This is a genomic window from Desulfovibrio intestinivivus, from assembly GCF_053570665.1.
The window spans coordinates 2115924-2136866 of sequence record NZ_JBRBQT010000001.1 but is presented as its reverse complement, the minus strand read 5'-3'; the positions used below and the strand labels follow the sequence as shown (position 1 = coordinate 2136866).

Here is a 20943-nt window from a genome sequence, read left to right as displayed (position 1 = left end):
ATACAGTTAATATGCGTCATTACTGCTGCCAATATAGAAAAAATATTGACATTTTCTAATGATTGTTTCAACTTTAAAGCTGCCTTCATTTTTTTGGAGGAAAGTACCTAGGAGGACTGTCATGAAACGCTTTATTCTTGCGTTGGTGCTGGTGCTGAGTTTGGCACTGCCCAACATTGCCGCTGCTGAAGGCAACGGCATGTATCTGGCCCCCAAATTCCTGATGAGCTTTCAAAATACCGGCCAAATTGAACGCTCCCGCGCCCTGGCTGGCTCAGGCGTAGACCAGTACAGCCAGTTCACCCTTGGTGGCGCCCTGGCCCTGGGCTATGACTTCTGGCCCCAGCAGATGCTGCCCCTGCGTGCCGAACTTGAATTCGCCATGCGCGGCAACAATGAAAAGACCTGGAGCGATGGCGGCGCGGCCATCAAGCAGGTCAAGGGCACCTGGAACTCCTCGACCCTGTTTGCAAACCTGTTCTGGGATTTCCACAACGACAGCATCATGACCCCTTATGTGGGTGGTGGTCTTGGCATGGCCTTCAACTACGCTGGCTATGACTTTACCGCCAACAACGGCGACAAGTTCAGCGGCGACCAACGCACCACCAACTTTGCCTGGAACCTGGGCGCTGGTGTTGCCTTCAACATCAACGAGCACTTCGCCATTGATGCTGGCTACCGCTTTGTGAGCCTTGGCTACAACGATGTGAGTGTCACCTCTGCTGGCAACAAGTACAACGTTGGCAACCGCCCCTACGAAAACGAGTTCATGCTCGGCCTGCGCTACGGCTTCTAAGCCGCAGATAAGCACCGCGGCCTCCTAGGAGGCACAGCAACGTGCTGTGGACGGTAGCTTCAGCGCGGGCCCTGCTTGCGCTGCCCGTCCCTCAGGAACAAAACCCCGGCTCAGGCCGGGGTTTTTTGCATTCTGGCGTCAGGCGCATTCACCTGCTGCCCGCATGCACCGGGCATGCCTGGATATTTTCTTAACTTTCTTTAATATCAACAGTTTTTATATAATTTTCGTGGAAATTCCGGTCCAAATATGCGACCTGAAACCACCGAAAATTTCTTTTTCCCCCTTGACAATCTGCCTTGCCTTACAGTGCGCATAGTTTGCTGATGCCTAGTTAAAAAATGAAGAATACATGAGAAAAACAGAGTAAAAACAAATTATATTTGTGCAAAACTTTTTGACAACATGTTTAAAACGCCAAGACATCCCATGAAAGCCGTGCGTTCAAAGGATATCCCATCATAGGGACTACAGGCCGAGTAACTAAAAAACATTAAAATTCAGGCCTATTAGATATAAACAAAGTTGGGGATAAGAAATTGGCCTCATGTCTCAAACAGCTCGGAATCATCAATTGCCCCAAAATCTGATTTTGGGCTACAAGGCTGCATGCGCGAACAATGGTCTGAAATTTCTGAAAATCTCAAGAAAATGCTGCATTCCGGCGTTTTCAAGGTCTGGATTGCACCCTTGCAGGCACAAGTGCACGCGGGGGGGCTTTTGCTTACCGCGCCCAATGCTTTTGTGGCCAGCTGGCTTGAAGGCAAGATGCTCTCCACCTTGCGTGAAGCAGCAGCCCCGGTGCTGGGACTTGACCCAGCTTCTGTTGACGTGCGCATTACCGCTGCAGGCGATACCGCCCACAGCAGCAAGCCTGCGGCTAACCTGCCAGCCCGTGACAGCCGAGATAAATCGGCCTTTGCGGCCAGCCCTGTGCAACAGCCCGCTTCTTTTGCCCTGGCCCATAATGCAGAAGCCCACGCCAAACAAGCTGACACGGCAGAGCAGTTCGCACACTCATCTTCCATACTGAACGCGACATTTTCCGGTTTGGCGGCCAACGCCACGGAAGCTGCCAACCGTCAGGACACTGCCGCACAGCAGATGGCGCGCCCGCCGTTGCAGGCCACCCTGCCCATCAGCAGCACCCCGGCCTATCGTCTGGCGACCAACTGGCGCTATGCTTTTGCGGACTTTGTAGTTGGCCCCACCAATAATATGGCTGTTGCGGCAGCTCAGGATGTAAGCCGTAGCAGCGGCTGCGTACGCACCCTGTTCATGAACTCTGCCCCTGGCCTTGGCAAAACCCACCTGGCACAGGCCGTTGGCCGCGCCATTGCAGAAGAACGCAGCGGTGCGCGCGTAGGCTACCTGACGGCAGAAGATTTTGCCTCGCGCTTTGTGGCTGCCCTGCGCACCCACGACATCGAAAATTTCAAAACCCGTTTCCGTGATCTTGACGTGCTGCTGCTTGAAGACGTGCATTTTTTCCAGGGTAAGGAAAAAATGCAGGACATGGCGCTTGCCGTGGTTAAAAACCTTCAAGCCAAGGGCGGACGCGTCATTTTTACCTCATCGTTTTCGCCGCGCGAACTGCAACGAGTGGACAGCCAGCTTGTGTCGCATTTCTGCTCGGGCATCCTCACCGATATTGGCCGCCCCACAGAAGACATGCGCCGCCACATTCTTGAGCGCAAGGCCAAGAGTTATCAGGTGCTGCTGCCCGACTCCGTTTGCGAACTGCTGGCCTGCCGCCTTGACGGCGATGTGCGCCAGATGGAATCGTGCCTGAACAGCCTCATCTTCAAGGCGCGTCTGCTCAATTGCGGTCTGAACCTTGATCTGGCCATGGAAGTGCTCAGCCAGTATGCCGAGATCAGCTGCGGGCCGGACATGCCCACCATCGTGCGTCTGGTCTGTGAAAGCTACGGCCTCAACGAGCGCCAGCTCAGCTCCCGCTCGCGCCGCAAGGAATGCGTGCTGGGCCGCAACACAGTGTATTATCTCGCGCGCAAACACACAGAACTGACTCTTGAAGAAATCGGCGAAAAATTCAACCGCCGCCATTCCACGGTTATCAAGGGCATCACCAGTGTGGAACGTGAACTTTCCAAAGAAACCAGCCTTGGCCGCCAGATTGCCAGGGCCGTCAAACTTATCGAACGCAATGCAGGCATGGGCGCATAAGCGCCCTTGGCCCTGCTGACGCCCTCTTTCCTCCTGCCCCGTCTGGGGGCGCAGAACATCTTCTGCCTTCCATACCCAATTTTTTCGTTTCGCATGCTTGCCTGAAGTGAGGCCCCTGGCCTTGCAGGCCTCTAGCTGTGTGCAACACAGCAAACGCACAAGTCTGCTCCGCTTCATCCCTCAGGACATGCAGCCTGTCCCTGCGATCGCGCCCCAACATTCACGCTTATGATATAAACCGTGTATTTATTGATACATGGCTTCACTCTCCGTATGGTCTTAATGATCGCTGGATATGACGCAACTAGCCGCACAAGGCGTCTGGTCATGCCCCACCCCGCCTTCAGGACAGACATGCTGCACGTAGATATCCATAAAAAACACGGCGATTTTGAATTGCAACTTGCATTTACGCTTGCGGAGTGCGGCATTGCTGTCATTTTTGGCCCTTCAGGTTCCGGAAAAACAAGTCTTATCAATTGTATCGCAGGGCTGGAAACACCAGATGCAGGGCAGATACTCTGCCACGGCATCACCTGCTTTAACGCGGATCAAGGCATAAACCTGCCGCCAGAAGCCAGACGCCTGGGCTATGTTTTTCAGGACGCCCGCCTGTTTCCCCACCTTTCTGTCCGCGAGAACCTGCGTTTCGGCCTCCGGTTCCATGCCGTTCACGCCAGCAAGGATGCGCCCAACATTGATGACGTTGCCGATCTGCTCGAAATTGCTCCGCTGCTGCACAGACGCCCGGCACATCTTTCGGGCGGCGAAAAGCAGCGCGTAGCCATTGGGCGCGCCCTGCTCTGCCGTCCGAGCCTTCTTCTTATGGACGAACCCCTTTCATCGCTGGATATGAGCCTCAAGGATGGTCTTATGTCCTACATTGCGCGCATTCCGCAGCAGTGGAACGTGCCAGTGTTGTACGTCACCCATTCGCCCGATGAGGCCTTGGCCCTTGGCAGCAGCATGCTGTTGTTGCGTCAGGGCCGCCTTGAAGCCCAAGGCGTGGTTGAGGATACCCTACGCAAAGCGCACAATCTGGGCCTGTTGCCTTACCCCACCTTTTATCTGTCAGGAGCCGCACATGAAGCCTCTGGTATTGCCTGAACGTTTTCGCCTTTTGCTGATACTGACTGCATGCATCCTTGTTTTTGCGCAGTCGGCCCATGCCGACGGGCCATCCATCACCACCGGGCTTGGATACAAACCCATGGTGCAGCAGTTGTGCGCGGCCTACGCACAGCAATCGGGCGTAAAACCCACAGAAATGTACAGCGGCAACATCGGGCAGATAATCGAGCAGGCCAAGGCGGGGAGCGGCGTCAGCATTATTGTTTCGGAAAAAGGCACCTTGCAGGATTCCGGCCTGGCCTTTGCCGCCTATGAACCTCTTGGCGAAGCCGTGCTCGTGCTGGCGTGGCGCAAAGGGCTGCATCTTGCCTCGGCGCAGGATCTCACCAAGCCGGAATTTGCCAAAATCGGCTATCCCGATGCCAAGGCGGCCATTTACGGCAGAGCGGCAGTGGCCTTCATGAAGGGCAACAACCTGCTGGAGCCGCTCAAGGCAAAGCTTTCCATGCTTTCCACTGTACCGCAGGTCTTTTCCTACCTTGTTTCCGGCGATCTTGACGCCGCCTTTGTGAACGAGGCCATTGCCCGCAAGCAGGGCGACAGCGTTGGCGGCTGGATGGAGGTGCACGAGGGCTATACGCCCATGCTGCTGGTGGCGGGTGTCGTGGCCGGACAGGAGAACAAGGCCGAAGTGCGCTCGTTCATGCAGTTTCTGAAAACCCCTGAAGCGCAGCGAATCCTTGCCGGCAGCGGCCTGCGCCTGTAGCCATGCAGCTTCATGAACTGCATGAACTGGGGCGCGCCCTGTGCGCGCCTGAGGTCAGCTTTTCTGTGCTGCTGACCCTGCGGGTCTGCAGCGCCTGCCTGATATTGCACGCGCTGACGGCCATTCCTCTTGCCCGGCTGGGCATGGCGAAAAATCCGCATCTGCGGCGGGTGGTCAACTTTGTCATCACGCTACCGCTGGTTTTTCCACCCATGGCCCTGGGCTTTTTGCTGCTCCTGCTCTTTGGCCGCAACGGCTGGGGAGGCATTGCCCTGCGGGAGACACTGGGCGTCAGCCTGGTGTTTTCGCAGGGGGGCATCATTCTTGCCTCGTGGCTGGCCGGGCTGCCCCTTGTGGTCAAGCCCGTGCAAACAGCGCTGAACAATCCCGAGTTGCTGCGCTTTGAGCAGGCGGCGCGGGTGTGCGGCGCAACGCCCCGCAAATGTTTTTTTCTTGTGACCTTGCCGCTCATCCGGCATGGCCTTGCCGCCGGGCTGCTGCTGGGCATCACGCGGGCCATGGGCGAGGTGGGCATCAGCCTCATGCTCGGCGGCAACATCGCGGGGCGCACCAATACGCTCTCGCTGGAAGTGTTCAACGCCGTATCCACAGGCGAATTTCAGCGGGCAGCCCTGCTCTGCGCCATACTGGCGACAATCAGTCTTTTGCTGTACCTTGGCATCGACTGGTGTCAAAAACGGTCATTCTAGAGCATTAGCACTCCGCTGCTTCAGCGCAAATGCACGGTTCTGCGCCGTTGACGGAACATTCTCAAGCGACATTGCTCTAGCCTGTATAGTGTTCTGCATTTACAAGGAGCATGTCATGCACTTTCCCTGTTCCGATACATGGCTGGAAGGCCTGCTGGCAGACGACTGCCCCGGCCTTGACCTTACGGTAGAACTGCTCGGCATTGCCGCGACTTCTGGCGTCATGCGCTTTGCGCCCAAGGTGGATTGCACCATCAGCGGCGTGGAAGAAGCCGGAATGCTCCTGCGCAAATGCGGCCTTTCTGTCAGCCGCACCGCCGCCAACGGCGGCAGGCTTGCAGCGGGCCAGCAATGTCTGGAGGCCACAGGCCCCGCCGCCGCCCTGCACCGAGGCTGGAAGCTGGCCCAGACCTTGATGGAATACATGACAGGCATTGCCACGCGCGCGGCGCACATGGTGGAGCAGGCCCACACCGCAAACCCCGCCGTGCGCGTTGCCGTGACACGTAAAAACTTTCCCGGTGCCAAGGCCATCTGCCTGGAGGCGGCCATGAACGGCGGGGCCATCATTCATCGGCAAAACCTCTCGGACAGTATCCTCATTTTTGACCAGCACAGAGTTTTTCTGCCCGGTGAGCAACAGACCTCGTTGCGCAGCGTGGCAGCCATGATGGACAAATTGCGCGCGCGAGCGCCTGAGCGCAAGATCAGCGCCGAGGTGGATACCTTTGACGATGCCCTGCTGGTGGCAGAAGCAGGCATTGATATTGTTCAGTGCGAAAAATTCGATTGCGAGACTCTTGCCGCAACTGTGGGCGCAGTGCGCGCCCTGCGTGACGACATCGTCATTCTGGCCGCTGGCGGCGTCAACGGCGGCAACGCCGCCCAGTATGCGGCCACAGGCGTTGACGTGCTGGTCACAACCTGGCCCTACTTTGGCAAACCGGCAGACATCAAGGTCGTTATGGAAAAGGCCCCCTAGGGCAATAATCGCGGAGGTACAGATGCCTTTTGTAAATATCAAGGTAACAGGCGGTGCAGAAGCCCCCACTGCGGAGCAGAAAGCAGAACTCATCAGCGGCGTCACGGAACTGCTGCAAAGGGTACTGAACAAAAACCCCGCAACCACCGTGGTTCTTATTGAAGAACTCTCCACGGATAACTGGGGCATCGGCGGCGAAAGCGTTACAGTACGCCGACGCAAACAGTAACAGCCAGCAAATGATAAGCAAGGCGGCAGCCCAGGCATGAAATCCGGGTCGCCGCCTTTATTTTTTGCTACGGGGATAATGCCTTACAGCCAGGTGACATCCAGCGCCTTGCGCGGCGGCCTGAAATGGGGGGCAAGCAGTGGAAAGCCCATCATCTGCGCGGCATAGACCTGCTCATCGTCCTTAACGCCCGCAAAGGCCCGCAGAACGTGGGCAGAGGGATGCCCCATGGCAAAGCACACGTAGCCGCCCCAGCAACAGCCCACATTGTGTCCGTGGGCCAGCAGCTCCAGATAGGCAGCGGCAATGGAGGCATCTGACGGGCCCCAGTGTCCCTTGGGGGCAATAATCAGGGCAAGATGAGGGGCCGTACGTGTGATGACGTCATAGCCGGCTTCCCATGCCCGCACGAGGCTTTCGGCATGCACGTCCCTGGCAGTGGCAGGGTCAATTTCCGGCAGGGCGCGCATCCAGTCAATGACCAGAGCTGCCAGCTTTTCCGTCTGTTCGCGAGTTTCCAAAACAATCCAGCGCAGCTCCTGCGTGTTTTTAGCCGTAGGGGCAAAGCGCGCGCCGTCAAGGATCCTGTGCAGCAGGTCGCGCGGAACAGGTTTATTTTTGAAATTCCGCACAGAACGCCGTGAAAATACGAGTTCTTCAACCTGCTCGGCCGAAGGGATCAGTTCACGCCGCAAGGGGCGGCTGTCTTGCGATGAAAGCCCCGGCGCAGAACAGGCATTGGCTGGGCAAAAGGCCATGCACTGCCCGCACCCAATACATACCCTGACCTTGTGCGAAGATATGGAGGGGTATTCGCCAACATTGCCATCAATAATCTGAATGGGGCACACTTTGGCGCAAATTCCGTCCTTGCGGCACAATTCTGTATCTACTATAAAAGAATTCATAGGCTCCCTGGCGCTATAACGCGTGGTCAAAAATGCAAAATGCCGCCTTTGCAGGCATGGGCCTGCTCAGGGGCTTGTATCCTGTACATAAAAGCGGCGGGTTACAGGCTGCCGCAGGTGCGAATACTACGGTAATGCCTGTCAAAAGGCAAAAATCTGCCTGCACGCCCATGGCTCTGCCCGCAGCGCGGACACAGATAGAACTTGCGCCCCTGCTGCCTTCTCTGCTTTCTCAGCGAGCCGCTGCCACCAGTTGGAATCTTCGACTATCAGTTTCCTGCTTTTAGATTTACACTCCCTGTTTTCAAAAAAAACGATCCCGCAAAATTATCGGAATGGCAATTTTGAGAATAATTTCTCATTATTAAACGATATCATCTGGGAACTTGTTTTTTTCACACTGTTATGGTATCATTTCGTCTTGTGTTCTGAGCAAAGATACTCCGCCTTATGCTATTTGTTAGCAAATAATGGCGCTTGGATCTTTGTCTTTTTACACAACCTGTCACAAGCCTAAAGTTTTTTCACAAGCACGCGATAGTATGTTAAACTATTGCATATGGAGAACTCTGATGCAATTACGTGCAAAAGTCTGCATCCCCATAGCTGGCATCACACTTGCTATCGGCATTTGTTGTTATTTTGTCATTCAAAAGCAATTTGAAAGACTTAACGAAACGAATATACAGACTTTGGTCGAAGCTCGCTCCTCGCAGATGACGCAGGCCATTGAACTGTGCAGCGAACAGGCCATGCGCATGGCAGCGCTGGTGAGCAGGCTGCCCGAGGTTGAGGCCGCCTACAGAACAGCCATGGAAGGCGACATTAACGATGAAAACAGCGCCGCCGCCCAACGAGGGCGGGAAATGCTGCGCGCATCCCTCGCTCCCATGCTGGACGGATTCAAGGCGGTTATCGGCGAAAAGCCGCAGATACACTACCACTTTCCCCCGGCCCGGAGCTTTGCGCGCCTGTGGCGCGACAAACAGACCAAACGTGGGGACAAGTGGGTTGATATTTCAGACGATCTTTCGACCTTCCGACCCACCGTGCTTGACGTAAACAAGAACGGCAAAGCCCTTTGCGGGGTCGAAATCGGCAGCGGCGGTTTTGAAATCCGGGGGCTTGCCCCTGTCACAAGCCTTACGGGCAGCCAGTTGGGCTCTGTTGAAGTGCTGGTGAGCTTTACGCACGTGCTGAGCGGCCTGAGTTCTGGAGAGGGAGAATCCTCGCTGCTGTACATGAATGCCGAACACCTTAAGGTTGCAACGGGCCTGCAAAACAAGGAAAAGCACCCCATTGTCGCCGATTCATATGTTCTTGTGAGCGGCACCAAGGACGGCAAGGTTGAGGGATTACTGGACAAGAGCTTTCTGGACGAAACCCGCAAGGGATCGACTACCCGAATTGTCGGCTCCACTCTGCTTTCCGGCATGCCCATTACAGATTTCAAGGACAAGCAGATCGGCGTACTCGTGTTCAGCACTGATCTGTCTGAACAGCAGGGCATAATGAGCCGCGCGGGGATCATCCTTGCGGCGGCCTTCCTTACCCTGCTTGTGGTGCCGCTGGTCATGACGTTCTTTGTGCTCAGCATAACAGTGCTGCGGCCTGTGCAGAGCATCCGCCAGACCATTCAGGAAATTGCAGAAGACAGAGCCGTGCTGGCCAATCGCCTGAAGTATTCCTCCGAGGACGAAATTGGCGCGCTGGCGTCATGGTTCAACCGGCTGCTGGACAAGATTGAAAGTATGCTCACAGAGGTGCAGGGGTACAGAAATCTGCTGGATTCCGTGCCCGATCCCATCTTTGGCGTGGATGACGACTACCGCATTATCATCGCCAACAAAGCCACAGAAACCTTGCTCGAAAAGGATATCAAAAAACTTCGCGGGGAGTTCTGCCACGACAACTTCAATACCGAAGTGTGCCAGAGCGACGACTGCCCCATTGCGCAGTCCAAGTGCAGCGGCAAATCTGTGGTGGCGCGTATACTTGATATCGGCACTGCGGAAAATCCGCATTATATTCAGCCATTCAGTGATGTGCTGCGCGACAACCAGGGCAATAAAATCGGCTATGTGGAAATTGCGCGCGATGTGACCACCCTGGTACTGAAAGAGCGCGAAATTGAAGCCACCATGAAGCATATGCAGGAAGTGAATACCTCCATAAGCTCGGCGGCTGACAGCCTGACAGAAGCCGTAGGCCTGATGAAGGATCGCTTCCAGCAGGTTTCGGACGGTGCGGATGCGCAAAACGGCCGCGCGCAGGAAACCGCCACCGCCATGGAAGAAATGACTTCCACCGTGCGCGAGGTGGCGCAAAATGCTTCTTCCGCAGCTGACCAGACGGAGGACGCACGGCAAAAGGCCCGGCATGGCGCAGAAATTGTTGATGAGGCTGTTTCTGCCATTGCAGAGGTCAGTAGTCACACTGGCGCCCTGCTCAAGGAAATGGAATCCCTTGAAACCCACACCGAGGGCATTGGCAGAATCATGGGAGTTATCTCGGATATTGCCGATCAGACCAATCTGCTGGCCCTTAACGCGGCTATCGAAGCTGCCCGCGCGGGCGATGCCGGACGCGGTTTTGCCGTAGTTGCGGACGAAGTGCGCAAACTCGCAGAAAAGACCATGCAGGCCACCAAGGAAGTCACAGAGGCCATTACCACCATTCAATCTGTGGCAAAGGGCAATATGCAGGAAATGCGCGACACCGCCGACACTGTCAGCAGGGCCACTGAAATGGCCAACCAGAGCGGCGCCGCACTTTCCCAGATAGTGGAAATTGTCGCCAGTGCCAGCAACAGCGTGCAATCCATCGCAACGGCAGCGGAACAGCAATCCGCCACAAGCGAAGAAATCAACCGCGCCATTACAGATGTGAAGCATGTTGCAGAAACCACCAATACCCTGACGCGTGAAATGCACGGCACGGTTGCCGAACTTTCACGCCTTGCAGCGGAGTTGAAAGCATTGTCGCAAAGATAAGTTACCGTAGACTCCGAACAGGCTCAGATATCACAGGGCCCGCATCAGTCATGCTGTTTGCGGGCCCTGTACCCTCTTCTTGACGTTTGGCACAAGATGCCCTACCCACTGGCTATGGAGCGTTTGCGGCAAGGGCTTGTTCAAGCGCCAGCCTTACCAGACACCAGCGCTGACCAGGGCAGCAACTGCCAGCCGAGCAGCCAAAGCAAAGAATCCCTACTCCGATTGCAGACAATCCAGCAGCCAAAAAAAAATCCCGCAACTGCGCACGCCCCAACCCATCAGGCTCATTGAGGTTATTTGATGAAGAACGTTGAACGTTTGCTTCAGGGAAATGAATTTTTCCAAAAAAACTACTTCTGCAAGCATGAAAATGAGCTTCTGGAACTGGTTTCCAGCGGCCAGCACCCTAAGGTGCTCTATATCGGCTGCGCCGATTCCAGGGTTATTCCATCGCTTATCACCAACACTCCTCCCGGCCAGCTCTTTGTGCTGCGCAATGTGGGAAACTTTGTGGCTCCTTACAAGCCGGACGAGGACTATCACGCCATGGCCGCAGGCATTGAATATGCCGTAACAGCCTTGAATGTTGAAGAAATCATCATCTGCGGCCATACCTATTGCGGCGCTATCGCAGCCCTGTACAAGGACATTCGCGACGAGGCCTTTGTGCACACGCAAAGATGGCTTTCGTTGGGCAAAAAAGCCAAGGAACTTGCCACACTGGCACTTGGCAAGGAAGTTGAACAGGATAAACTGCTGCGCCTGACAGAGAAACTCTCCATCATTTTTCAGATAGAAAACCTCATGACTTACCCGTGTGTGCGCGACAGAGTAAAATCGGGCGATCTGCACGTTCACGGCTGGCTCTACTATATTGAATCTGGCGAAATCAAATATTACGACCCTGACGAGCACGATTTTCTGGCCCTGAAAAAATAACGGCCAGCGTGCAAGCCAATGCGCTGATTTGTGTTGCGACGTGCTCTGACAGCGGATTTTCCAACCATGGAAAATCCGCTGTTTTTTATGCATGTTCTAGTATTTCGCATCGTGCGATGTGGATGCAAGCATTGATGCCATGTGCCAAATACGCGCCCACTTGTTCGCAATATATCCGTGATCTGTATTGAAGGCGTAGCGCAATGCCTTTTTTTCACCATTGAGGCGTACCTGTCAGCAATCGCAGTCATATATTTATAATTTTACAACGATACAGAGATATTGATTTATAAGAAAAATTCACATTTACACCAGATAAATTTTATATTTAACTAAGTTGAAATACATTCCAAGCTAGTCAGCCTCAATCAAGGGACTACTTCCATGAACAAAAATCTGACAGATCAATTCATGAAGTGGAATAGTTCAACAAATATTGTATGTTGTCTTTTAACTCGGATTGAAGGCAAAGCATTTTCCATCAGTGCCGCCAACACAAGATTTACTGAACTCATAAAAACCAATAGTTTTGAAGAATTAGAAAAAATTATCGAAAACAGGGAGCATCTGAACAAATCGCTCTCCCAGAATTTTGCGGAAGAATGGACTGTATTTTGCGCAACCATGCATTGCTTCCTTGATTGCCGCTGCCAGCGCGTTGAAGACAACGCTTGCGTATTGTGGATTTCTTTCGCAGAGCAGCAACCAATCGATGCTCTGTCTGATATTCCAATTGGCATCATTCGCATGAAGGTCACGCAGGGGCCTGCCACGCTTCACTGCACCTACATGAACAGCGAGGCGCTGGCCATGACAGGCACATCGGGGCGCGAGGCGAGCAAGTGCTTCCACGTCAGTGAGCTCATGCATGTGCACAGTGCCGACGTGTGCAGGGTAGAACACGTGCTGGCAATGTTCATATCCGGCAAGACGGTGCAGCCTCTGGAGTGCAGACTGCGTTCGCAAGATGGCCACGTCAGATGGATTCGCGTCAGTCTCTCCTGGGTTATTCCCCAACAAGTTCTGCAACTGGCATTTGTCAACATTTCCAAGGAGAAAGAGACCCTAGCGCACAACCGGCAAAACCAGGTTCTGCTGCAAAAAATTCTGGACACTACGCAGGCTGCAATCTTCTGGAAAGATGCTGAAAGGCGTTTTATCGGCGTAAACAAGGCATTTCTGGAGTATTACGGCTTTGATTCCGAGCAGGTGCTCCTGGGCAAGAATGATGAAGACATGGGCTGGCATAGCGACCCTGACCCGTACAAAAATGATGAACTGCGAGTGTTGCGGGGCGAGAGCACCACGCGGGTTCCCGGCATGTGCTTTTGCAAGGGCGAAAACCGCCACATTGTAGCCAGTAAAAGCCCGCTTTATGAAGACGGTAAAATTGTAGGCCTTGTGGGCAGTTTTGAAGATGTCACAAGTGAATACATGCTGCGCAAAGACGTAGTGGATCTCAATGCCAAGCTACATACAGCGCTGAAGAAAGAACGCCAGGCCAACCGCGCAAAGTCTGACTTTCTCTTGCGCATGAGCCACGATATGCGCACTCCCCTTGCCACCATTGTGGGCTTTTCAGACCTTGAACTGAAAAAACACCAGGATCCTGACCTCACCAAGGTCTTCTCCACCATAAAGGCGTGTTCAAACTTTCTGCTTGCCATTCTTTCCGACATTCTTGACCTGCAAAAGCTTTCCAACGGAAAGATGGACGTTGTACCGACAATTTGTACTGGCGCGCATAGTGCAAAAATTATTGAATCCATCATCAGGCCTCAGGCGGAGGCAAAAAACATCACATTCATAACGCATTTTAACTGCACGGCAACCAACTGCTATGCGCAGATCGATACGCGCAAGGTTCAGCAGATCATCGTCAACCTCTTGAACAATGCCGTTAAATACACGCAACCCGGCGGCACCATAACATGGCGCAATGACATCTGCGGTGAAAATGACGACAGTCTGGTTGTAACCCATGTCATTTCTGATAACGGACCGGGAATCAGCAAAAAATTTCAAGCCAGCATGTATTCACCGTTCACGCAGGAAGATCATGTGTCCAGCTCTGGCAGCGGGCTTGGGCTGGCCATTGTGAAAAAGCTGGTCGATATTTTGGGGGGCAACATTACCTGCAAGTCTGCGCCGGGCCAGGGAACAACATTCACGGTGATCTTGCCCCACAAAAAAGCTACCGCCGCAGATATTGCCGCTTTCCACAAAAAAAATTGCTCACAGCGCGCCGCCGTCTCACTTAAGGGAAGGAATATCCTCATCTGCGAAGACAACGTCATCAACAGTGAAATCCTGAAAGAAATGCTCGAAAGTGAAGGCATGGTGTGCGAACAGGCGTTCAACGGCAGCGAGGGAGTGGAGAAAGCCAGAAGCCGCAATTACGATATCATCATGATGGACATCCGCATGCCTGTGATGGACGGCTATCAGGCTACCCGCGAGATACGGGAGTTTGATGTGGACACCCCCATTGTGGCGCTTTCCGCCAATGTTTTTGCCGATGAAATACAGAACGCCTTTGAATCCGGCATGGACGAATTTCTGGAAAAACCGGTTATTATGAGCAAGATGTTTTCAGTCTTTGGTCAGCTTCTTTCCACCACGCCGGACTCACCTTCGCAGGGGCCGGATTAAAAATTCGCCAGACCGTCAGAAGCCCTCTTTTCAGAAAGAATTCTTCATTCCTCCCTTACACCTTGCCCCTGAACTGTTTTCCGCCAGCAACGCAACAGTAAATGACCTTGTTGCAAATATCACAGCCCCGCAGGGCGCATTATATAAATGCAACCTTTCCAAGCAGGCCTTGCACCCGCCGGAAACATGATTACCTGAAAAGAACTTACGTTAGCTAACTACTATGTGCACTCTTCTTGCTGCTTTGCAGTCTGCCCATGGTGAGGTATCATGTACAGGACTGCACCATATGCGGCAAGCCACAGATACGGCTATGAACGGCTCTTCATCCCCTTCCAACCGGAGGCTATCCACCGAAGGAGGCCATAATGACAACTATCAAGAGCATCAGCGCGCAAGCCCTGCGGCAAAAAGACCTCAAGCAGGCGCTCATTGTGGATGTGCGCACCCCCATGGAATTTGCGGAAAAACGCCTCGTCCTTCCGACCACGTTGGCCCCGGTGACGGAGCTTGATCCTCACATGGTTGCCCTGCGCAGCGGGGCATTGGCAGATACCCCCATTTATACCCTTTGCGCCAGCGGCAGACGTGCGCAAACGGCGGCGGCCAAATTTGCCGAAGCCGGATTTGCGGACATAACCGTTATTGAAGGCGGCCTTGCGGCCTGCAAGGAAGCTGGCTTCCCCACGGCAGGGCAGGCGCTGCCCAAAACAGGCGAAACCTCACCCACGCTGGACAGGCAGGTGCGCCTTGTGGCCGGGGCGCTCACGGCTCTGTTCGTTTTGCTGGGTTTTTTTGTACACAAGGCTTTTCTGCTCGGCGCGCTCTTTATTGGCTGCGGGCAGGTATTTTCCGGCCTTACCAACTGGTGCGGCCTGGCCCTTCTGCTCACGCGCGCACCCTGGAACAAAAGGGGCTGCTCTGGCGGCGCTTGCCCCATTGGAGCTGGCAAAAGCCCCGGCGCAAGCTGCCAGTAATGCGCCTTCGCTTGGTGCCGGAACTTTCACCCTAGCTTTTTTGCAAAGGAGTTCGCCATGTCTGCACCCAATGTGCGCGGATTTTTTGATCCCGTTACCGCTACCTGGACATATGTGGTCTGGTCTGCAACCGATGCCCAGAAGCGTTGCGCCATTATAGACAGCGTGCTGGATTTTGACCTCCACGCCTGCCGCACATCCACTGTTTCTGCCGATGCAGTTATTGATTTTGTCCGCCAGCAGGGCTTTGTGGTGGAGTGGATCCTTGAAACCCACATCCATGCCGACCACGTCACCGCAGCCAGTTATATCAAGGAAAAAATGGGTGGGAAAATAGCCATCAGCAAACACATGCTGGATATCATTTCCACCTGGACGCCCATTTTCCAAACGCAGGATGACACACCCGCAGACGGCTCTGCCTTTGACCATCTGTTTGAAAATGATGAAGAATTCTCCATTGGCGACATGCCCGCAAAAATCATCCACACGCCGGGGCATACCCCCGCAGACACCACCTATATTGTGGGCAATGCGGCCTTTGTGGGCGATACAATCTTTTTGCCCGATGTGGGTTCGGGCCGGTGCGACTTTCCTGGCGGCAGCGCCGAGGATTCGTATGATTCCTCCCGCAAGCTCTTTGCACTGCCAGACGACCTGCGCATCTATGTGGGGCACGATTACCCGCCGGAGGGCGTGCGCGGCCCGCAATGCATGGCAACGGTTGGCGAGCAGAAAACCGCCAACGTGCGGCTGAACCTGCAAGTGGGCAAGGCCGAATTTGTGGCAAAACGCAAGGCAGACGACAGCGGCAAGGCCGTGCCGCCGCTCATATTGCCCTCCCTTCAGGCCAACATGCGCACAGGAAAATTCGGCAAGGCCGTCAATGGCCTGCAATTTGTAAAGCTGCCCGTGAACCGCATGTAAGGCCAAGGGTAAACAATCCGCAAGCAACAAAAGCCCCTTCTTCCATCGGCATGCCGGAATGGACGAAGGGGCTTTAAAAAGATGTGTCAATGCAGGATGCTGTATTACAAAAAAGGGAAAACTCAGTAGCAAAAATACTTGCGCCAGCGTGCATGCCCCTGGCTTCATACCCTGGCTACTTTTTGCCGTACACTGCCCGTGCGAGGTCAACCGCAAACGGCCCAGCCATACCCGTAGGCGTGGTATTGGTAAGCGCCACAAAGGATATCCCGTTGGCGCGATCCATGAAAAAATGGCTCCCGTATGCGCCGCTCCAGCTCCAGGTGTTCTGGCCCGCGGGGTATTCCGCCTTTTCAGGGCGCAGCAGCACCGCGCCGCCAAAACCAAATCCCCAGCCCGGCGCAACAACCTCATTGGTTTTACCTGCGGTTACACTCAGCCTTTGCGACAATATGGGACAGACCTGATCGGCAGTCATGGCCTTCGCGGTATCCGGTTTGAGGATGGAGCCGCCGTTTTCTCGCACGGCCTCGAGAAATTTCAGGTAGTCTGCCGCTGTTCCAACCATCCCTGCCCCGCCGGAGGGAAAGGCCTGTTCGTCCAGCGCCCTCCCCGGCTGAAAGCGCGTTGCGGAAACAGCGTTGGGCACAATTTCAGTTTCCGCCATGCGCTGGGCCTTGCCATTGGCCCACACATAGGGTGTGGCAAGCAGGTCAGGATCATCTGCCATAAAGCCCGTGTGCGTCATACCCAGCGGCCCGGTTACAAGCTCCCGCACCACGTTGGGCAGCTTATCCCCGCCAGCCCGTGATACGATTTCGCCCAGCACATCAATGGCAAGGGAGTATTTCCAGTCCGTACCCGGCTCATAATAAAGCGGTACCGTGGCAAGCCGCCAGACGTTTTCTTCCAGCGTGATGGGCGGGTCATCCAGTCCATCGGAAACTTCGGCCAGCGCCATGGGGCCATCGGGCGGCTCCGAAAATCCATAAGAAAGCCCGGCAGTGTGCGTGAGCAGGTGCCGCACGGTAATGACAGTATCCGCCTTGCCCGCAAGCGCGGGGGTAAAGGAGGGGATCCAGCGGGTTACGGGATCGTCCAGAGCGATCATGCCCTTCTCCACCAGAGCAAGGGCTGCGGCGCTCGCAATGGGCTTGCTCATGGAGGCCAGCCGAAAGCGCGTATCCGGGCTCATGGGAGTGGATTTTTCCGCATCGGCCATGCCCACAGCCCGCGCATAGACCACCTGCCCCTGACGGGCAACCATGACCACAGCCCCCACGATGCGGCCCTCGGCCACTGCCTTGTTCAGCACGGCATCAAGCCGCTGGGCCAAAGCCGCATCGGCGGGTTTTTCGGCGCTGGCCGCGCTGCTGCCAGCCGGAACCAAGGCGCAAAGGGCAACAATCAGCAGGGCAACAAACCGGGACGCCAGTTTGCCCGCAAACAAATTCATTATTTTTTTTATCTTCTGCACGCATCCTCCCCTCAGGCAAATCTGCCCTGCCCTATTTCTGCTGATAGAGCCATTTTTGCTCACAGATGTAAATACCGGGCAGTCTTTTCACAAACATTCGGCGCTTAACAAATAAAAAGCATTCCGCTAGGATTAAAATCAAGCAGGAGGACACCATGAATCCACTTTTTTCTCCCATCAAACTCAAAGGGCTGACACTGCCCAACCGGATAGTCGTCCCCCCCATGGATCAATACTCGGCAGAAGAGGGCCGCCCCGTGCACTGGCATGCCATGCACTACGGCACTCTTGCCGTTTCCGGAGCCGGGCTGCTCATTGTGGAAGCTACGGCAGTGGAAGCGCCGGGGCGTATATCCCCGCAGGATCTCGGCCTGTGGAATGAGGAGCAGGAAGTCGCCCACAAGGCCATGCTCGATTCCATCCGTGCCTATTCTTCCACGCCCATCGGCATTCAGATCGGACATGCCGGACGCAAGGGCGCTACGGGCCTACCTTGGCAAGGTGGCAAGCCGCTCATGCCCGCAGATGGCGGGTGGGAAATATGCGCTCCTTCCGCCCGGCCCTATGCGCCGGGCCATCAAACACCAACAGAACTCACGGCGGCAGACATTGCCCGCCTTACAGAATCTTTTGTAGCTACGGCCAAACGCGCCGTACGCGCCGGGTATGACGCCATTGAGCTGCATGCGGCCCACGGCTACCTAATGCACGAATTCCTCTCGCCCCTCAGCAATGCCCGCACCGATGCCTACGGCGGCAGCCTCGAGAACAGAATGCGCTTTCCGCTGGAAGTGCTGGCGGCAGTGCGCGCTGCTGTTCCGGCCAATTACCCGGTGGGAGTACGCGTTTCAGGCACCGACTTTGCCGAAGGCGGCTGGAATGTGGAAGAATGCGCTGTCTTTGCCAGGGCTGTTGAAAAGGCTGGTGGCGCGTACATACACGTTTCCGGGGGCGGCCTTTCGCCCGACCAGAAGATTACCCTTGCGCCCGGCTATCAGGTGGCGCTGGCTGCTGCGGTCAAGGCCGCAGTGAGCGAGCTTCCTGTTATTGCCGTGGGCCTCATCACAGAGCCGGAACTGGCCTCAAGTATTGTGGTTACAGGGCAGGCCGACATGGTGGCCATTGGCCGCGCAATGCTGTACGACCCGCGCTGGCCCTGGCATGCCGCTGCCGCTCTGGGGCAGACCATTGCCGGGCCGTCGCCCTATCTGCGCAGCAAGCCGCACAACGTGAAGGAACTCTTTGTGTAGGCCTTATTTCTGCAACCTGCATGCTTAAAAACAGAAGGCCCCGCGATCTTTATTTGATGCGGGGCCTTCTGCATTGACCAGCCAGATCAATGCCGCGCGGGGATTGCTCCCGGCGCAGAATCTCGGAACATATCCGACTAGGGAGTGTCCACCTTGTGGGCCTGCGCTTGCGGCTGGGCCTGAGGTTCTGCTCCGGTATTGGCCTCGGGGCTGTTTACGATCTGGGTTTCCAACGGTGCCGCCCCGTGACGCAACTGCCAACGAGTGATGGTCTTGGTGCTGAACATCCGCAGCGGGATATAAAAAAGAATGAACCAGAAGACCATGCTCGGCTGATTGCCAAACAGCGGCAAAGAAAAAGGCAGCTCAGGGCTGATCATGCCAAAACGCAGCTGCATCCAGGCCAGCATAATGGGAACAGGCCACAGCGAAGCCACAAACAGGGCGTTGCTGAGCGAAAAATAATAGCCAAACGCCTCATGCCCTTGACGGTTCACGGCCTTGAAGGCTTCCTTGCCAGAGTTCTGCAAGGCTGATTCGCTCAGTTCATGGTAGTGCCGCATGTCATCCTGCAATTTTTTCAGACGCTTGCGGTGCATACGTTGGGCCATGCGCAGGGTGGCAATGCCTATGAGGCCCGCAATCAGCGCAAGAATAGCTGTTCCCCAAAAGTAGGCTGCCTCGGGCTGCGGCACCATGCGGTACGGCAGCACAAAAAAAGGATCAAGCCAGACCAGAAGTTGTTCCATATCTCAGCGGCTCCGTTTTTCGCACAGGGCGATTCTACGCCCTTGCGCACGGACAGATTAGCATTCTGTTGTAAAAAGGAAACACTGCATCCCCGTGGGCAGGCCTGGGGGATGCAGTGTTTTTCATGTTTTCAGCATGTTCCGGACATTGCCGGAAATACTAGCCGAACATCTTGATGTTGAAGAAGCCGCGCAGGATGTAGTCGGTGCCGACATACAGGGCCAGCACGATGAACAGGCGCTTCAACCAGATTTCGGAGAAGAAACGCGAGGTGTAGGGGCCAACGATGGAGCCCACGGCAATACCGGCCAGTTCAAGACCAACCAGGTTCCAGTCCACCAGCGCGCCGTGCAGCATGAGGGTGGTGATACCGGTGATCATGCTGAGCAGCACGGCCAGAGCGGAGGTACCGGCAGCCAGGTACATGGGAAGCTGGGTCACGCTGGTGATGAAAGGCACCAACAGGAAGCCGCCGCCCACGCCCAAAAAGGCCGCGATGCTGGCGATAACCACGCCGCCGAAAAAGGGCAGCAGGGGGTTGAAGGCAAATTCCACGCCGCAGAAGGTGAACTGGCAGCTGGTAAGGGAGAACTTGATGAGCTTCACGCCCGTGGGGGCAGCAACGCCTTCGCCCTTGGACTTGGCGGCAGCTTCAAAAGCCTTGGCGGCTTCCTTGGCCTTGGCCTTGGAACGCTGACCGGCGGGGGAGGTTTCCCACATCAGGTACAGGCCCAGCAGCAGCACGAAGAGGCCAAAATAGCCCTGGTAGGAGAGAAGTTCAGCTTGCCGGCAGTCAGAGAAACAGCACTGAAGGCGCCCAAGATGGAGCCGAGGCCCAGAGCAAAACCCAGGGGCAGCACAAGGCGCTTCATGCGGTAGTAGCTGAACGTGCTGATAACAGCGGAAAGACCGGCGAGCATCTGGTTGGAGGCGCGCACGGAGTCGGTGACGGACTTGTTAAGGGGCGTCTTGCCAAAAGATTTGGCATACGCGCCAAGGCCGTGCACGGTCATGTGGCCCACGCCAGCCATAACGCCGCCAAAAGCGCCCACGGTGGAGAAAATCCAGCCCACCCACAAGGCCCAGCCAAAGGCCAGAATCATGTTGACCTTGGGGCCGCCGGGGATGCCGAGATAGCCGGGTTCAGCCTGCATATTGAGGGTATTGGGAGCCGTTTCCACCTGTTTGGCGATGGCATTGGCAAGCACGCTGCTGTCAGCAGCAAAGGCGACACTGGCGGTCAACACCAGAAGTGAAGCCACCACGCCGAAAAGTACCCACTTGTTTCTCATTCCAACTCCTCCCGATCAACGTCGCACAAGC

At 55.3% G+C, this 20943-nt stretch carries 16 protein-coding genes and 1 pseudogene; 13 read left to right on the top strand and 4 right to left on the bottom strand.

Annotated elements, in window-relative coordinates:
- Positions 1–121: 121 nt before the first annotated feature.
- The 7 genes from ACUZ9P_RS09175 (at position 122) to ACUZ9P_RS09145 (ending at position 6744) form a co-directional block, all read left to right on the top strand.
- Positions 122–799, top strand: a complete 678-nt coding sequence (locus ACUZ9P_RS09175; protein ID WP_449249474.1) for an outer membrane protein — start codon at positions 122–124, stop codon at positions 797–799.
- A gap of 609 nt (positions 800–1408) precedes the next feature.
- The gene (locus tag ACUZ9P_RS09170) at positions 1409–2986 is read left to right on the top strand and encodes a DnaA ATPase domain-containing protein (protein ID WP_449249473.1); all 1578 of its coding nucleotides are present in this window, start codon (positions 1409–1411) and stop codon (positions 2984–2986) included.
- Positions 2987–3313: 327 nt separating this feature from the next.
- Entirely contained in the window at positions 3314–4093 is a 780-nt protein-coding gene (gene modC, locus ACUZ9P_RS09165) for a molybdenum ABC transporter ATP-binding protein (protein ID WP_449249472.1), read from the top strand.
- Positions 4071–4823 carry a molybdate ABC transporter substrate-binding protein gene (gene modA / locus ACUZ9P_RS09160; protein WP_449249471.1) on the top strand — a complete coding sequence of 251 codons (753 nt, stop codon included), beginning with the start codon at positions 4071–4073 and terminating at the stop codon, positions 4821–4823. Before modC ends, modA begins: the two co-directional genes overlap by 23 nt.
- 2 nt (positions 4824–4825) lie before the next feature.
- Positions 4826–5533 (top strand): molybdate ABC transporter permease subunit, encoded by a 708-nt coding sequence (locus tag ACUZ9P_RS09155; RefSeq protein ID WP_449249470.1) that lies wholly within the window; start codon positions 4826–4828, stop codon positions 5531–5533.
- 115 nt (positions 5534–5648) lie between these two features.
- Positions 5649–6515, top strand: a complete 867-nt coding sequence (gene modD / locus ACUZ9P_RS09150; protein ID WP_449249469.1) for a ModD protein — start codon at positions 5649–5651, stop codon at positions 6513–6515.
- A gap of 22 nt (positions 6516–6537) precedes the next feature.
- The gene (locus ACUZ9P_RS09145; RefSeq protein WP_192111341.1) at positions 6538–6744 is read left to right on the top strand and encodes a tautomerase family protein; all 207 of its coding nucleotides are present in this window, start codon (positions 6538–6540) and stop codon (positions 6742–6744) included.
- Between the two features lie 83 nt (positions 6745–6827).
- On the opposite strand, the gene ACUZ9P_RS09140 is transcribed toward ACUZ9P_RS09145, so the two are convergent.
- Positions 6828–7652 (bottom strand): nitroreductase family protein, encoded by an 825-nt coding sequence (locus ACUZ9P_RS09140; protein WP_449249468.1) that lies wholly within the window; start codon positions 7650–7652, stop codon positions 6828–6830.
- Positions 7653–8224: 572 nt separating this feature from the next.
- On the opposite strand from ACUZ9P_RS09140, the gene ACUZ9P_RS09135 reads away from it, so the two are divergent.
- From ACUZ9P_RS09135 to ACUZ9P_RS09115, 5 genes are all read left to right on the top strand, one after another.
- Positions 8225–10645 (top strand): methyl-accepting chemotaxis protein, encoded by a 2421-nt coding sequence (locus tag ACUZ9P_RS09135; RefSeq protein ID WP_449249467.1) that lies wholly within the window; start codon positions 8225–8227, stop codon positions 10643–10645.
- A 303-nt stretch (positions 10646–10948) separates the two neighbouring features.
- A complete protein-coding gene (locus tag ACUZ9P_RS09130; protein WP_449249466.1) occupies positions 10949–11587 on the top strand; it encodes a carbonic anhydrase in 639 nt (212 codons plus the stop codon).
- A 747-nt stretch (positions 11588–12334) separates the two neighbouring features.
- The gene (locus ACUZ9P_RS09125; RefSeq protein ID WP_449249465.1) at positions 12335–14239 is read left to right on the top strand and encodes a response regulator; all 1905 of its coding nucleotides are present in this window, start codon (positions 12335–12337) and stop codon (positions 14237–14239) included.
- Between the two features lie 368 nt (positions 14240–14607).
- Positions 14608–15216, top strand: coding sequence for a rhodanese-like domain-containing protein (locus ACUZ9P_RS09120; RefSeq protein WP_449249464.1), 609 nt, complete (start codon positions 14608–14610; stop codon positions 15214–15216).
- 57 nt (positions 15217–15273) lie between these two features.
- Positions 15274–16143, top strand: coding sequence for an MBL fold metallo-hydrolase (locus ACUZ9P_RS09115; protein ID WP_449249463.1), 870 nt, complete (start codon positions 15274–15276; stop codon positions 16141–16143).
- A 175-nt stretch (positions 16144–16318) separates the two neighbouring features.
- On the opposite strand, the gene ACUZ9P_RS09110 is transcribed toward ACUZ9P_RS09115, so the two are convergent.
- On the bottom strand, positions 16319–17620 hold the full coding sequence (locus ACUZ9P_RS09110) for a serine hydrolase domain-containing protein (RefSeq protein WP_449249462.1): 1302 nt from the start codon (positions 17618–17620) through the stop codon (positions 16319–16321).
- A gap of 155 nt (positions 17621–17775) precedes the next feature.
- Between ACUZ9P_RS09110 and ACUZ9P_RS09105 the strand changes: the two genes are divergently transcribed.
- Positions 17776–18870: an NADH:flavin oxidoreductase/NADH oxidase gene (locus ACUZ9P_RS09105; protein WP_449249461.1), complete on the top strand. Its 1095-nt coding sequence runs from the start codon at positions 17776–17778 to the stop codon at positions 18868–18870.
- A 137-nt stretch (positions 18871–19007) separates the two neighbouring features.
- Here ACUZ9P_RS09105 and ACUZ9P_RS09100 read toward each other — a convergent pair whose 3' ends face one another.
- Together ACUZ9P_RS09100 and ACUZ9P_RS09095 are read right to left on the bottom strand one after the other, a co-directional pair.
- Entirely contained in the window at positions 19008–19619 is a 612-nt protein-coding gene (locus ACUZ9P_RS09100) for a hypothetical protein (protein WP_449249460.1), read from the bottom strand.
- 160 nt (positions 19620–19779) lie between these two features.
- A pseudogene (locus ACUZ9P_RS09095) lies at positions 19780–20912 on the bottom strand (sulfite exporter TauE/SafE family protein).
- Positions 20913–20943: the final 31 nt, after the last annotated feature.

What these genes read in the sequence shown, in the direction of transcription:
- ACUZ9P_RS09175 (WP_449249474.1), top strand. Translation starts at nt 122, where the DNA reads ATGAAACGCTTTATTCTTGCGTTGGTGCTGGTGCTGAGTTTGGCACTG.
- ACUZ9P_RS09170 (WP_449249473.1), top strand. Translation starts at nt 1,409, where the DNA reads ATGCGCGAACAATGGTCTGAAATTTCTGAAAATCTCAAGAAAATGCTG.
- modC (WP_449249472.1), top strand. Translation starts at nt 3,314, where the DNA reads ATGCCCCACCCCGCCTTCAGGACAGACATGCTGCACGTAGATATCCAT.
- modA (WP_449249471.1), top strand. Translation starts at nt 4,071, where the DNA reads ATGAAGCCTCTGGTATTGCCTGAACGTTTTCGCCTTTTGCTGATACTG.
- ACUZ9P_RS09155 (WP_449249470.1), top strand. Translation starts at nt 4,826, where the DNA reads ATGCAGCTTCATGAACTGCATGAACTGGGGCGCGCCCTGTGCGCGCCT.
- modD (WP_449249469.1), top strand. Translation starts at nt 5,649, where the DNA reads ATGCACTTTCCCTGTTCCGATACATGGCTGGAAGGCCTGCTGGCAGAC.
- ACUZ9P_RS09145 (WP_192111341.1), top strand. Translation starts at nt 6,538, where the DNA reads ATGCCTTTTGTAAATATCAAGGTAACAGGCGGTGCAGAAGCCCCCACT.
- ACUZ9P_RS09140 (WP_449249468.1), bottom strand. Translation starts at nt 7,652, where the DNA reads ATGAATTCTTTTATAGTAGATACAGAATTGTGCCGCAAGGACGGAATT.
- ACUZ9P_RS09135 (WP_449249467.1), top strand. Translation starts at nt 8,225, where the DNA reads ATGCAATTACGTGCAAAAGTCTGCATCCCCATAGCTGGCATCACACTT.
- ACUZ9P_RS09130 (WP_449249466.1), top strand. Translation starts at nt 10,949, where the DNA reads ATGAAGAACGTTGAACGTTTGCTTCAGGGAAATGAATTTTTCCAAAAA.
- ACUZ9P_RS09125 (WP_449249465.1), top strand. Translation starts at nt 12,335, where the DNA reads ATGAAGGTCACGCAGGGGCCTGCCACGCTTCACTGCACCTACATGAAC.
- ACUZ9P_RS09120 (WP_449249464.1), top strand. Translation starts at nt 14,608, where the DNA reads ATGACAACTATCAAGAGCATCAGCGCGCAAGCCCTGCGGCAAAAAGAC.
- ACUZ9P_RS09115 (WP_449249463.1), top strand. Translation starts at nt 15,274, where the DNA reads ATGTCTGCACCCAATGTGCGCGGATTTTTTGATCCCGTTACCGCTACC.
- ACUZ9P_RS09105 (WP_449249461.1), top strand. Translation starts at nt 17,776, where the DNA reads ATGAATCCACTTTTTTCTCCCATCAAACTCAAAGGGCTGACACTGCCC.
- ACUZ9P_RS09100 (WP_449249460.1), bottom strand. Translation starts at nt 19,619, where the DNA reads ATGGAACAACTTCTGGTCTGGCTTGATCCTTTTTTTGTGCTGCCGTAC.